The organism is Pseudoalteromonas sp. 1CM17D (assembly GCF_023161805.1).
Classification (GTDB): Bacteria; Pseudomonadota; Gammaproteobacteria; order Enterobacterales; family Alteromonadaceae; genus Pseudoalteromonas; species Pseudoalteromonas atlantica.
In genome coordinates this window covers 357,520-371,305 of record NZ_JALNTP010000003.1, presented here as the reverse complement: position 1 = coordinate 371,305, position 13,786 = coordinate 357,520, and the positions used below count along the sequence as shown (strand labels likewise).

The following is a 13,786-nucleotide window of genomic DNA, read 5'->3' as shown; positions in this document are numbered from 1 at the left end:
TAGGGTATCTTTGTTTATTTCAACCATGAAAATGTAACTGAGAACGAAATGGCAGGCGACTCGCTTTTATTAAGTAGCCTTGTTTAATGTGATTAGGAGAATTATAAGCTGTAAGCAGAATAATAAAATGTTAGATAAAACAGGCACCTTGCTCTTTTTAAGTAGCATTAGCACAGTATAAACACCAAGCAGGTGTAAGTAAGAAACGTAAAGCTAACTCCAACCTTTTATTTTTCTGTAAATAGTCGAGGCGCTTACGCCTAAATAGGCCGCAGCAAGTGGAATGTTATCATCGCATACGGCTATTGCCGACTCTATTGCCCTTTTTTCAACCTGCCACAGGGGCTCTATGTCGTGTACGCCCATAAGCGAGTTAGTTTGTATTTGCTCCGCAGATTGAGACGAGCTGCTGTTTTTGATTGGAATAGCAGAATTAACACCAAATGAGCTTGGCAACATATCTAACTCAACTACCTCACCCTCGTTGATAACAACGATATTTTCGATAACATTTTGCAGCTCACGGATATTACCTGGCCAATCGTAGTTACAAAAAAGGTTTTCAACTTCTTTTGAAAAGCGATGGAATAACTTAGCGTTACTTTCACTTTTTTGCTTTAAAATATGCTTTGCAAGCAATATTATATCGCCAGCTCGCTCGCGTAGCGGAGGTAACTTTACAGGAATAACATTAAGCCTATAGTATAAATCTTCTCTAAAACGCCCTTCGGCAACTTCAACTACAGGGCTTCTATTTGTTGCACACACTAGCCTTACATTACTGTGTAAAACCTCGCTACTACCTACCCGATTAAACGCACCCGTTTGTAAAAAAACGCAATAACTTAGCCTGTAGGTTGAGCTCCATTTCACACAGCTCATCTAAAAATAAAGTACCGCCGTTTGCAACTTCTACAGCCCCTTTCCTGTCACTTAGCGCTCCGCTAAAGGCCCCTTTTACATGGCCAAAAAACTCTGACTCAAATAACTCTCCTGGAATAGCAGCACAGTTAATTGCAATAAACGGCCCTTCACTTCGTGGGCTAGTGTCGTGCAAAGTTTGCGCACACACCTCTTTACCTGTGCCACTCTCACCGGTAATAAAAACACATGCTTTGCTTCGCGCTGCACTATCTAAAAGCCTAAACACCGTTTGCATTGCTAACGATTCACCAATAAACCCGGAAGTGTTTTGCGCTTTTTGTTCTTGAATTTTAACTGCAGGAGGAGCTTTTTGCGAAAGCGCGCTATCTACGGCGCTCACTAAGCGCTGGCCTGAAAACGGTTTTTCTAAAAAATCAAAACCACCTAAACGCATTGCCTCTACTGCAACATCAATAGAGCTATTTGAGGTGATCATGACTACGTTAGCGGGCTTTTCTTGCTTTTTAACAAACTGCAGCACTTCTAAGCCACTAATATCAGGTAAACAAACATCTTGGACAATGACATCAGGCATCATCTCTTTTATACCTACCAAGGCCGAGTAGCCATCGGTAAAGTGTTTACATTCGTGCCCTGCTTGCTCTAATTGACTCGCATAAAGAGCCCCGCTTGCAATGCTGTCTTCTACTATATAAACCAGTGATTTTTTTTGAGAATCGTTCATGGCAGAGCCTTTTAAGTAATATTATTAGCAATAACTTGGTATGCAGCGTGGGTTTTTTCTAGATTATGTTGAACGATCTGAGCAGCGTGAATATTTTCTTCAATGGTAACGGGGGGGTAATCATGTAATTGACTGGCAAGGGCTGCCAAAGTTAATGCGCCATATAGCGCCGCAGAATTTTTAAGTACGTGCATTATATCTTTAATATTATCTTCATCTTGCTCATCAATTGCATTTTTAAGACGAACTCGCATTTCTTCTAATTCATTAATAAATAAGTTTACCAGCCTTACTAAAGTGAGTGAGCCAACATCTTGCTCTAATTGCGCTAGCACATGAGCTTGAGTGATGGTGTTATCAATATATTCTTCAGGTATTGGCATATTAGGCCTTTATTTATTATTGTGATACAAAGCTTTTATACTTTTAGAGTAAGTCGTTTTTCGCATTTTGCAAATCTAAACATTAAGTTAAGTGTACATTTTTACCCATGTCGCCGTATTATTAGCTAAACTGCTTGGTCTTCCGAGTAAGTAACCTTGCGCTACATCACACCCTAGCTGCTCTAATATTTGTAATTGCTCGCGCTGTTCAATCCCCTCAGCAATGGTCTCTAACCCGAGTCTTTGCGCCATAGCAATAATTGCGCTACACAGGGTAAAGTCTTCATTGTTCGTTGTAATGCCACTTATAAAGCTGCGATCTATTTTTAGCCCATCAATATTAAACTGCCGTAAAAGGCCTAAAGAGGCATAGCCCGTTCCAAAATCGTCTAGCCAAATTTTTACCCCTTCTTTATGAAAATGCTCAAATGTTTTAGCAATACGCTGCGGACTTTTTATTAATGCTGTTTCTGTTAATTCTACTTTTATAGCTGCGGGGTCTATTTGATACTTATCAAGTAAGCTCATTACTTTAGAAAACACATCCCCTTCAATAATTTGTACCGGCGAAATATTCAATGAAATAGTTATATCATTCATACCTATTTTTCTCATTTGGCTTAAATCGCTTAGGGTTTGCTTAAAAATCCAATCACCTAAATCTAAAATCATACCTGACTGTTCTACATGCGGAATAAATTCATCTGGGCCAACAACACCATAGCGTGAAGATTCGCAGCGCACTAATGATTCAAATCCAACTAATTGCCCACTTGTTAAAGATACAAGCGGCTGGTACACCATATTAAAACAATGGTTTTTTATTGCATGAGCCATAATTTGCTCAAGTTCATGCCAGCGTGCAATGTTGACCGTATTGATAGGCTCTAAACTTTTAAAAGCATTCATAAATTTCTCCACAAATAAGGGCTCACCGTAAGCTTGTTACATAAATTGCAAATTGCAGACCAAAACGACCCGTCAAAATAAAAAATAAACACATAAAATTCAATTAGTTAAAAGCGGGCTGTTAGTCTAAAATTATTGATAGGTATATTTGCATTTTGCAAATCACACTGACACGCAAGCTGATTTAAAGTGGGAGCAGGAGTAAGCGATGGTTTGGGTATAAAGTGGCTTTAAAAATAAAAAGGCTGACCTAATTGCTTAGAGTCAGCCGAAATAAATACTAAAGGAGAAGTATTGTTTAGTTGTTTAAACCTTGTGTGCCTGATTGGGCAGATTGCTCATCTATGTTTTGAGCGTAGTTTAATGTGTTGCTTTCAATAGTGGCATTATCTAAATCACTATTACTAAATTTATTGGTGAACATCTCGGTATTACCTTTATTAACAGGTTCAATAGTAACGGTGCCTCGCAGTGCTGTTGCACCAACAATAACAGCTGCAACAATAATAATAGACAGCACCATTAACTCTGGAGTAAGAACAAAAGACATTTTTTTTGGCTGCTGTTTAACTTTAGTATTAGTTTGCATAATGGACACCCTTAAAATTTATTTAACTACTTAGCAAATTTATATCAATGATAACTTCGCTCTACTTGGTGTTTATATTGCGAAAGCCATGCCATAATAAATTTAATGATGATAAAAAATTTAAGTCTTTATAAATCAATGGGTAAATGAATTACTTTGATAGGGAGAATAAAAAATAGCTGAGCGGATATTTGCATTATGAGATTTCAATTTCATTTTGATTTGCAAAATGCAAACCAATTTAAAAATAACCATTAAGAACCAACCTACACAACCTAATCAATTAAAAAGGATTAGTATTTCAGCATTATTTACAGTTTTGCTTAATACATTAAGGCTTTTTAGGCAGTAAAAGTAATTGACTACGCATTACTCAATGCCATCGCTTTTTTTGAGAAAACAGTCAATTTTAACCTTTTGAGGTTAAATTTTTGCTAAACCCACTATTTATGTTGGTTTACTTAACAACTAAAAACTTTAATCATAAATACCTTAAGGCCATCTATAACTATTAACCTAAAAGCACGGTTGCATTGCTTGTTACTTTAATAATGACCAAATTTCGTTAATGCGCTCTAACTTAGAGTGTTTAGCGTCATTAAGTTTTGGTAAGTATTGATTTAAGAGCAAATTGAGTTTTTCGCTAATAATTGGTTTAGCTAAATAGTCATTCATTCCTGCTTTAATAAAACGCTCTTTATCTCCATGAATCGCATTCGCTGTTAACGCTATAATAGGGGTGACAATAGCTAACTCTCTGATTTTTTTAGTGGCAGAAATACCGTCTAAAATTGGCATTTGAATATCCATAAATATTAAATCTATTGTTTGCGTTTTAACTTTTTCAATCGCCTCTTGCCCATTACTGGCTATTTTAACTAAGCACCCTTGCTGCTCTAAAAATTGCTGAATCACAATTTGGTTATTTTTATTGTCTTCAACCACGAGTACGTGCGTACCTTTAAATGGCTGAGCATTAATAGTGGCTGTGTTTAGTGTGGTTTCTTTTTTATTAGTAAAAATAATATCAAGATGAAAAAGCTCTTCCTCAAGCGCAGCAATCGCTCTGGGCAAATGCGAAGGCTTAAAAGGCCCATTAAACATCAACATACCAGAGCTCGGCGCCTCTGTTTTTTGGTTTTTACCCAGTAGGTCTATGAGTAATAAACACGGTTTATTTAGGCTCTTATAACTTTTTAAAAATTGTTGCGCTGCGTCTAAATCGGCTTTATTAGTGGTAACAATAGCTTCGGGCGTATCGATACTGTCTAGCTTTTCGATGTTTTCAAGGCGTGAAAAATCTATCGAATGGCGAGTAAGCATATGCTCTATCGCCTTGTTTAATGGCAAGTTTTTACTTATCACACACACATAGGGCTTTTTAGTTCTGGCAGAAAAGCCTTCTCTTTGCACCTGCTCGCTTGTATCTATTAATAAAGGGTAATTCACAATAAACTCACTCCCTTTACCAAACTGCGAGTTAACCGTAATACTGCCCCCTGCAGCATCACATATTTGCTTACATATGGCTAAGCCTAAGCCACTTCCGCCATATTCCCGAGTGATAGAGTTATCCGATTGTATAAACGGCTTAAACATACTCTCGAGCTTGTTTTGCGCAATCCCTATTCCTGTATCTTTAAAGCTAAGCTGCAGGGTAAATTTATTATTTTCAAACTCAACACACTGTGCTGTCACTATAAGTGAACCCTTTTGAGTAAACTTAATGGCATTGGAGAGTAAATTTATTGCAATTTGCCTTATACGACCATGATCGCCCACCACCTGCGCAGGAACATCAGGGTGCAGATCAAAAATAAGTTCGAGGCCTTTTTGCACGGCGCTTTCACTTACAATATCAATAGCCTCTTCTAAGCAAATATCGAGGCTAAATGGCTGATTATCTATTGAGATTGCTTGCGCTTCAAAGCGTGAGTAGGTCAGCACATCATCTAAAATACTCAATAATGCATCTGAACTTGTTTTAATCATTTGGGTGTAACGTTTTTGATCTGTTGTGAGCCCAGTGTCGTGTAAGATATCTGCACAGCCAATCACTGCATTTAAAGGTGTGCGTATTTCATGGCTTATATTGGCCATAAAGCGACTTTTAGACTCAGCCAACGATTCAGCCTGGTGCTTAGCATCTAAGAGTATTTGTTCAGCTATCACACGTTCTTGAATATCAACCACGGTCGCCGCTATAGACGTTAAGTGTGTGCCATTAAATGAAGTAATGGGTGTGAGGGTCATTTCAACCCAATTTGGCTCATTAAGCGCATTGGTTAACCTAATATCTAAACGTTTAACTTCTCGGTTGCCACTACTGTAGCCTGTAAGTGCAGTATTTAGCTTTTCCACATCCTCGCCCATTACAAAATTAGCAATGGGTAAGCCAAGGTGTTTATTTATGTCTGTTTGGAAAAAATCTTGCCATGCTTTGTTCATAAACAATAACCCGCCCTGCGCATCTAACCTCAATACAATATCAGGGATGTTATCGACCACAGAGTGGTAGTTATATTCTATTTCTGCTATGGCTTGTTCAGCTTTTACACGCTGGGTAATGTTGGTTTCTATGGCTATAAAATGCTTAACATTACCGTCATCATCCTTTACAGGGGTAGCATCAATAGCAACCCAGTATTCGTTTTTATTTTTATCATAATTAACGGTTTCTATTTGAAAAGGCTCGGCATTTTTAATCGCTTTAGCCATTAACTGGCGCGACTCTAGGCTGGTTTTAGGCCCTTGCAACAGTTTACCGGGGCTAAGCCCGATGACTTCTTCACATTTATAACTAGTAAGCGTTTCAAAGCTTTTATTAACCCATTCTATTTTGCCAAATCGGTCGGTAATTATAACTAAATTATTGGTGTGGCTTGCCACTAAAGAAAGTCGCTTAGCGTACTCTTGTTGCTGGGTGAGTAAGTATTGGTAGTCTTTATGTCGTTGAATGTCGTGTAATGAGCCAATAAACCCGCCGCTATCGTCGCAGGCCAAGCGCATTTCAAACCAGTTAGTAAGGCCGTCATTATTTTTTACTTGCAGCTCTATACTGGCACTAAAAACGCCTTCAAAAATAGACTCAATATACGCTGACAGCTTTAACGAGTCTTTGGTCTCTAACAGCGATGTGATTTTTTTACCTATTAGCATGGCCGGCGTAAAACCCAACTTATTAAGCCATGCTTCGTTCACGTAGCTAAACACTAAATGTTTATCACATTCAAATACACATTCATCAAGTAAGGCAAGTAACTTAGTTTGCCTGCGGGTATTTGCAGAAAGCTGCTCTATTAGCGCGTAATGAACTTGTACTTGTAGCTCGTCTTTTTCTTCCATATGCGCCTCATTCATTTACTAATTCTGTATGGCTGCACACCTTGGCATAAAGCGGAAAAACCTCTTCACAGTAAAATGATTGCTCAAACGGCGTTCTGCTTGATGTACAGTCATTAAGTACCGTCACATTAAAGCCAAGCTCTACCGCTGAACGCGCCGTAGAGTCAATGCAAATAGAGGTCACCGTGCCTGCTAAAACAATGTTAGTGATGCCATTTTTATTAAGCACATTTGCAAGCTCTGTATGAGTAAACGCATTTAACCCGCGTTTACCGGGTATTTGCATAATACGTTTGCCATATTTATCAAATTCTTTAATGCCTTGAGCACCATAAGAGTCGGCTTTAAAAGCCCCTACTTCGGCAATCACTTTTAAAATACCAATTGGGTTTTTAAGCTCGCTATAATCTTGTGTAAAGTGAATAGGCGTACTGAGCACTAATGCAAATTTATCTATGTATTTGTCAAGCAGCGCTAACGTGTTATTTACCACGCCGGTTACTCTTGATGACTCTTCAACCACTTGGTATAAAATGCCATCAGGCGAAAAGTAATCATTTTGAAAACCAATGAGCAGCAAAGCTGTTTTTGATAAATCGTTCATAACGTCCTCCTAAACGGGCCTTTAGGCAGCTTGCCAAGGCTTAATAAACTCTTCTAATACAGCTTTTGTTACCGGTTTTTGAAGATAGTGCGTCACCCCTTTTTCGAACAACTGAGCAATTTGTTGCTCCTCAGTAATGCCCGTTAAAATAACTTTTGGCGTGTTATCGTTTGGGGTGTTTTGTTTAATGAGCTGCTGAGCTACATCACTGCCAAACATACCTGGCATACGCTCATCTAACAGCAGTAAATCGAAAGGTTCTTGCTGGGCAATAAGTAAGGCACTTGAGCCATTTTCTGCACAGGTTACTGCGCAGCCAAGCATTTCAAGCATGACTTTGGTCGCAACTTGGCTTGGCAAGCTGTCATCAGCAACCAATACAGATAATTTGCTGTGGGTATTTAAATTATTAACCGCATTTACTAAGTCAGTATCAAAAAACGGCCACGCCAATACAGGTTGAGAAATAGCGTGATGGCTTTGCAGCTCACTGAGCGCATCAAATGCGCAAATTTTTATACTCTGAGACGCCCCATTATTTAAAAAATCACTCGCAAGTTGCTCTGCAGATAGGTGACGCACATCTTCAATTTTTAAAGCGTTGGTGTGGTTGCTGTCGGCGAGTTTTAAACCATAGTTTTGCGCACTAAAATTAACTAGGTAATGAATGCTTTGCTCTAAGTCGTCTTTATTATTGGCTGCGCTAATAAACTCTTTGTTTGTATCTACCGCTGAAATTGGCTCACGGGTTGCAAGTAAACCGTGTATATCAATGGTGTGCATTTCAGGATTCGAATCTACCCAGTAATTTAAATTAATGCCCTGTAAATTGGCCTCTACTGTTAGCAAAAAATGGCTTTTAGCGGCTTTTAGTGAAGGCAAAATAAACGCTTCACACTGGATAATCATTTGCTCAGGAGACACCTGTAAACAAATATAATTACACTGTAATTTGTTGATGAGTGTAATTGCCACATTTGTGTTGTCTGCTTTGCAAAAGCGGGCAATTACCCCTTGAATAATTTCTAAAACATGACTGTTATTACTCATCATCGTTCCTAATAAGAATAGCTCTGTAGTTAAATATCAATTTACATGCCACTTGCAGCGTCTTTACTAATACGATGAATTCATTAGATTTAAAAATTACACATCCTTTGCATAAATGCGCTTTTGCAAATTGCAATTCAAAATGCATGGCAAATGAGTAATTAAGCGAGTTAACAGTAAAACAGAATTAACCAATCGATTTTTTGCGCTTTAAATTATTAATTAATCGTTTAATATGAACCCAACTAAATTGAGGAGAGTATTATGCTTACAGTAATTTTTGGCCGCGAAGGCTGCCCATTTTGTGTACGTGCTAAAGACGTTGCCGAACAACTATCAAATGAGCGTGATGATTTTAAGTTTCGTTACATCGATATTATCAAAGAAGGCATTAGCAAAGAGGATTTAGAAAAGTCTGCAGGAAAACCATGCCCAACTGTGCCACAAATTTTTGTAGATCAAACTCACATTGGTGGTTTTACTGAATTTGAAGCTTACGCAAAAGAAAATCTAGGCCTATATAAATAACGCTTTGTATATAGCTTGTTAACCAGTTTAAAAAATCAAATATTTAAACTGGTTAAATTTCGACCAACATCAACCACATACAAATTAGTTGTAATTTATACAAGCAATTGCCTCGTATTTCCTATACAATGCGCGCCTCTTTAAATTCGTTGAGGCGTATTAATGTCAGAACCAGTCACGTTTGAATCTCTAAATCTTTCTCCTGCAATTTTAAAGGCAGTTGAAGAGTTGGGTTACAAGACACCATCTGAAATCCAAGCTCAATGTATACCGTTATTGCTAGAAAGAAAGGACGTACTGGGACTAGCACAAACGGGTACAGGTAAAACTGCAGCATTTGCACTGCCGTTACTAAACAATATTGACCCGTCTGTGAAACAGCCACAGATCCTTGTACTCACACCTACACGTGAGCTTGCGATCCAAGTTGCTGAGGCATTTGAACAATATGCAAAAGGTACTCGTGGTGTTGAAGTATTAGCACTGTACGGTGGCCAAAGCTACAGCATTCAATTAAGCGCACTTCGTCGTGGCGCACAAATTATTGTTGCTACTCCGGGTCGATTAATCGATCACATAAACCGTGGCACTATCAAGTTTGATGCTTTACAAGCACTTGTACTTGATGAAGCCGATGAAATGTTACGTATGGGCTTTATCGATGATGTTGAAAACATCATGGAAAAAACACCGCGCGAAAAGCAAACATGTCTTTTCTCTGCGACCATGCCTAAGCAAATTCAAAACATCAGCAGCAAATATATGAATAACCCTGAACAGGTTCATATTTCTGCGCGTAACTCAACTGTATCATCTGTTGAGCAAGTGTTTTGGAATGCACACGTACATAAAAACAAAGCCATTGTTCGTTTCTTAGAAGCAGAGCAATACGAAGGTGCTATTGTTTTCGTACGTACACGTAACGACACTGTGCAACTTGCTGAGTTACTAGAGCGCGAAGGTTTCTCTGCTGCGCCACTTAATGGTGACATGAACCAGCAAGCACGTGAACGCACGGTAGATCGCTTAAAAAGCGGTATGCTAAACGTTGTTATTGCAACAGACGTAGCAGCACGTGGTCTTGATGTAGACCGTTTAAGCTTAGTTATCAACTACGATATCCCACAAGACTCAGAAGCCTACGTTCACCGTATCGGCCGTACAGGTCGTGCTGGTCGTACTGGTAAAGCAATATTATTTGTTAAGCATAACGAACGTTATTTACTTAAAAATATCATTCGTCATACTAAGTCTGAAATTGCACAAGTTGAGCTACCTACAGCTAAAGTAGTTGAAGAAAAACGTATTAATGCGTTAAAAGAAAAGCTTACGCTTGCTCTTGAAAACAAAGACATTACGTTCTTCAATGAAGTTGCTGCTAGCATGGCACAAAAACTAGACTTATCTTTAGAAGACCTAGCGGGTGCATTACTGTGTTTAGCACAGCAACAGTCGCCAATTAAAGTTGAAGAAGTTAAGATTCAACCTCGCAACGAGCGTAATACACGTAACGAGCGTGGCGATCGTAATGACCGTCGTCGTAACGAACGTGGTGACCGCCCTGAGCGTAAACCTCGCGAGCGTAACAGCCGCGATGCAGGCCCTATGGATACTTACCGTATCGAAGTGGGTCGTGAGCACGGTGTACAGGTTAAAAACATTGTTGGCGCGATTGCTAACGAAGCTGATATCTCAAGCAAGTTTATTGGTGACATTCGTCTACACGACAGTCACAGTACGGTACAATTACCGCAAAACATGCCTAAAGATGTACTTGATCACTTCCAAAAAGTGTTTATTTGTAAACGCCCAATGGGTATGACACTAACACAAGATCAAGGCCCAGCTGAGCCACGTGGTGAACGCGCTGAGCGCCCAAGTGGTGATAAAAAGCGTAGCTTTAACAAAGACAACCAACGTGGTGATAAGCGTGGCGGTCCTCGTAAAGAACGTCGCCCTGTGAGCTTCACATCTAACTAAGCTTTATAGCTTACGTTATAAAAAAACCTTGCCACGAAAGTGCCAAGGTTTTTTTGTTTTAAAGCCACTGCTTTTGTAAAAAATAAAAATTCTGTAAACTAAGAAAAAACTATAATTCACGGATGAATTAAAATTGAAAAAATATTATGACAACTTGCTCTTTGCAGCAATAATAAGCTTTCCAATACTGAGCATTGCCATGCTTATGTTAATGGATTTTACCGATCCGCCATTTATCGAAAATAAAATTTATGAGGCTATTTTTTATATAGCGCTGCCTATTTTTTGCGGGGCATCATTTATCTATCTCCAAGTACTTGTAATCAAAAAATATAGACGTTGCAGTGACTATAGAGAGCACCTTAAAGATAGCTTTTCAGATACAAAAATGAAGTTATCATTAATCTTCACCTACCCATTACTCCCTTTGTTAATCTATGCAACTCTCTATTTTTTACTCTCTGCCCCCATTGAGTTATGGGCTTACTACACGCAAGGCGATTATTGGTATAAGGAATATATCCTCACTGATGTACAAGAATGTGGGTCTGATTATGAAGATAGTTGTACTCGTTTATACTTTAAAGACCCTACAACTAACAAAACACACGACTTTAGATGGTACGACGATAAGTCTACAATAATGAATAACAAAAACGATTATGTGTATATTGTTGGTGAGGCCAGTTTGTTTGGCTATATAGTGAGAGAATTAGAAAGGTAATTAACACTACTTTTTACATTGCAGCAATTTTATATAAAAACCTCACTCAAGTGAGTGAGGTTCATAAATTAAAGTTTAAGTTAAGGTAACGCCGGATAAACGTAACTCGCATCTAACCCTAACGGAATACCGAGTGCCCAATACCCTAGCAAGAAAATACTCCAGCCAATCATAAACGCGATTGAGTAAGGGATCATAAGCGAGATGAGCGTGCCTATACCGGTATCTTTTACGTACTTTTGGCAGTACACCACAACCAATGGGAAATACGGCATAAGTGGGGTAATAATGTTTGAGCTAGAGTCTCCGATTCTGTAAGCCGCTTGGGTTAAATCGGGTGATATACCTAGCTGCATTAACATTGGTACAAAAATAGGCCCCAGTAATGCCCATTTTGCTGAGCTTGAGCCAACGAACAAGTTTACAAAGCCGGTTAAAAATATAATACCCACAACTGTTACCGCACTGGGCAACTCCATTGCTTTTAAAAGCTGCGCCCCTTCAATGGCCATTAATGCCCCTAAGTTAGACTTGGAAAACGCAGCAATAAACAACGCACAAAAGAACGCCATTACAATGTAATAAGCCATGCCACTCATCGCGGTACTCATCGCATCTATCATATCTTTTGAGGTTTTAAAGGTACCAACGGTAAAACCATACACGGCACCGGGTATCCAAAATAATAAAAAGATTAAAGGCACGATAGATTGCATCAGGGGCGATCTAAAATTAGTTAGTGAGCCATCAGCACTGCGCATTGCTGAATCGGCAGGAGCGGATACAAACGCAAGCAAAGCAAGTCCTGCAATCATTACGCTACTGGCTATAAAAAAAGCGCGTTTTTCATCACTTTTAGCTTCATCAAACGCGGGTAAGTTTTGGGTGTCTTCATTAAGTGCTGTGTTTTTTAACCGAGGCTCTATTATTTTGTCAGTGATATACCAGCCTAATAACACAATAAATAAACTCGAGGCAGAAGTGAACGCCCAGTTATTAAGGGGGTTAATCGACATATCGGGGTTAATAATTTGCGCTGCACTTTGGGTAAAGCTTTGCAGTAATGGGTCTATTCCTGATGGAATAAAGTTAGCGCCAAACCCACCACTCACACCAGCAAATGCGGCTGCAATACCCGCTAATGGGTGTCGCCCTGCGGCAAAGAAAATAACACCCGCTAATGGGATCACTAATACGTAGCCAGCATCGGTTGCTGTATGGCTTACAATAGCTACCAAAATGACTGAAGGGGTTAGCAGTTGCCTTGGGGTAACGTTAAGCATTAGCTTAAGGCCTGTATTGATATAACCTGAGTGCTCAGCCACTCCCACACCTAACATGGCAACCAGTACCACCCCTAGCGGTGCAAAGCCTGTAAAGGTTTTTACCATGGAAGATAAAAATGAGGCGAGTGAGTCGCCCTCTAATAGGTTATTTACAACAATGGCTTGGCCTGTCCGTGGGTCTAACGCGTCAAAGCTCACCCCCGACAGTAACCACGAGCACAACCAAATAAGTAACATAGCGAATAAGAAAATAATCGCTGGATCGGGAAGTTTGTTACCAACTCGCTCCACAAAGTTTAAAAAACGCGCGATTAACCCAGTAGGTACCGCAGCTTGATTATTATTGTTCATTTAAAGCTCCCAAAATAGGTTTAAGTAACAATATACTATTAATGTGTAACAGTAAATTAACCAATAAATCTATTATGGGCACAAATAGAGCATAAAAAAACGCGGCTTCATTATCGTCGCCGCGTTTTTATAATTGTGAACTAAACATCGGTTAAGCGAGGGCTTTCACTTCTTCCCAGAGCCTAACAACCAAGGTTTTATCTTCTTCGTTTAGCTCGCCATTGCGGTATGCTTTTACTAAGCTTTGTTCCACGGTTTCGTTGAGCTCATCAATAGAAATTGTCAGCTCTTCTACTTCTGCATAGCCTACTGCAAGGTCGTAATGTCCGCGCAAGTAACCACCAGCGAACAACTCATCATCTGTTGCTTTAATTACTAAATCATCAAAGTATTGCTGCGCAGCATCAATATAATTCACTAAACTCATT

13 protein-coding genes are annotated in these 13,786 nt (G+C 39.2%); 3 read left to right on the top strand and 10 right to left on the bottom strand.

Annotated features, from left to right (window positions below; genetic code table 11):
- Window positions 1-213: 213 nt before the first annotated feature.
- The 8 genes from MSC25_RS20330 to MSC25_RS08160 all read right to left on the bottom strand — a co-directional run bounded on the left by MSC25_RS20330 (window position 214) and on the right by MSC25_RS08160 (window position 8,489).
- A complete protein-coding gene (locus tag MSC25_RS20330; protein ID WP_348983532.1) occupies window positions 214-882 on the bottom strand; it encodes a sigma 54-interacting transcriptional regulator in 669 nt (222 codons plus the stop codon).
- Window positions 812-1,609, bottom strand: a complete 798-nt coding sequence (locus tag MSC25_RS20325) for a sigma 54-interacting transcriptional regulator (protein WP_348983531.1) — start codon at window positions 1,607-1,609, stop codon at window positions 812-814. Before MSC25_RS20325 ends, MSC25_RS20330 begins: the two co-directional genes overlap by 71 nt.
- 11 nt (window positions 1,610-1,620) lie before the next feature.
- Window positions 1,621-1,992, bottom strand: coding sequence for an Hpt domain-containing protein (locus MSC25_RS08185; RefSeq protein ID WP_138577442.1), 372 nt, complete (start codon window positions 1,990-1,992; stop codon window positions 1,621-1,623).
- An 87-nt stretch (window positions 1,993-2,079) separates the two neighbouring features.
- On the bottom strand, window positions 2,080-2,901 hold the full coding sequence (locus tag MSC25_RS08180) for an EAL domain-containing protein (protein WP_248443138.1): 822 nt from the start codon (window positions 2,899-2,901) through the stop codon (window positions 2,080-2,082).
- 298 nt (window positions 2,902-3,199) lie between these two features.
- Complete coding sequence (locus tag MSC25_RS08175; RefSeq protein ID WP_024033795.1) at window positions 3,200-3,490, bottom strand: hypothetical protein; 291 nt, start codon at window positions 3,488-3,490, stop codon at window positions 3,200-3,202.
- A 540-nt stretch (window positions 3,491-4,030) separates the two neighbouring features.
- On the bottom strand, window positions 4,031-6,850 hold the full coding sequence (locus MSC25_RS08170) for a PAS domain-containing hybrid sensor histidine kinase/response regulator (protein ID WP_248443136.1): 2,820 nt from the start codon (window positions 6,848-6,850) through the stop codon (window positions 4,031-4,033).
- Window positions 6,843-7,439, bottom strand: coding sequence for an isochorismatase family cysteine hydrolase (locus MSC25_RS08165; protein ID WP_004585874.1), 597 nt, complete (start codon window positions 7,437-7,439; stop codon window positions 6,843-6,845). Before MSC25_RS08165 ends, MSC25_RS08170 begins: the two co-directional genes overlap by 8 nt.
- Window positions 7,440-7,460: 21 nt before the next feature.
- On the bottom strand, window positions 7,461-8,489 hold the full coding sequence (locus tag MSC25_RS08160; RefSeq protein WP_248443134.1) for a response regulator: 1,029 nt from the start codon (window positions 8,487-8,489) through the stop codon (window positions 7,461-7,463).
- 264 nt (window positions 8,490-8,753) lie between these two features.
- On the opposite strand from MSC25_RS08160, the gene MSC25_RS08155 reads away from it, so the two are divergent.
- The 3 genes from MSC25_RS08155 to MSC25_RS08145 all read left to right on the top strand — a co-directional run bounded on the left by MSC25_RS08155 (window position 8,754) and on the right by MSC25_RS08145 (window position 11,721).
- The gene (locus MSC25_RS08155; protein ID WP_248443133.1) at window positions 8,754-9,017 is read left to right on the top strand and encodes a GrxA family glutaredoxin; all 264 of its coding nucleotides are present in this window, start codon (window positions 8,754-8,756) and stop codon (window positions 9,015-9,017) included.
- 162 nt (window positions 9,018-9,179) lie between these two features.
- A complete protein-coding gene (locus tag MSC25_RS08150) occupies window positions 9,180-10,997 on the top strand; it encodes a DEAD/DEAH box helicase (RefSeq protein WP_004587284.1) in 1,818 nt (605 codons plus the stop codon).
- Window positions 10,998-11,385: 388 nt separating this feature from the next.
- Entirely contained in the window at window positions 11,386-11,721 is a 336-nt protein-coding gene (locus MSC25_RS08145) for a hypothetical protein (RefSeq protein ID WP_232510934.1), read from the top strand.
- 80 nt (window positions 11,722-11,801) lie between these two features.
- Here the strand turns inward: MSC25_RS08145 and MSC25_RS08140 are convergent, their stop codons facing one another.
- Together MSC25_RS08140 and MSC25_RS08135 are read right to left on the bottom strand one after the other, a co-directional pair.
- A complete protein-coding gene (locus tag MSC25_RS08140; protein WP_248443132.1) occupies window positions 11,802-13,358 on the bottom strand; it encodes an AbgT family transporter in 1,557 nt (518 codons plus the stop codon).
- 151 nt (window positions 13,359-13,509) lie between these two features.
- Window positions 13,510-13,785 (bottom strand): YfcL family protein, encoded by a 276-nt coding sequence (locus MSC25_RS08135; RefSeq protein WP_004587288.1) that lies wholly within the window; start codon window positions 13,783-13,785, stop codon window positions 13,510-13,512.
- Between the last annotated feature and the right edge of the window lies 1 nt (window position 13,786).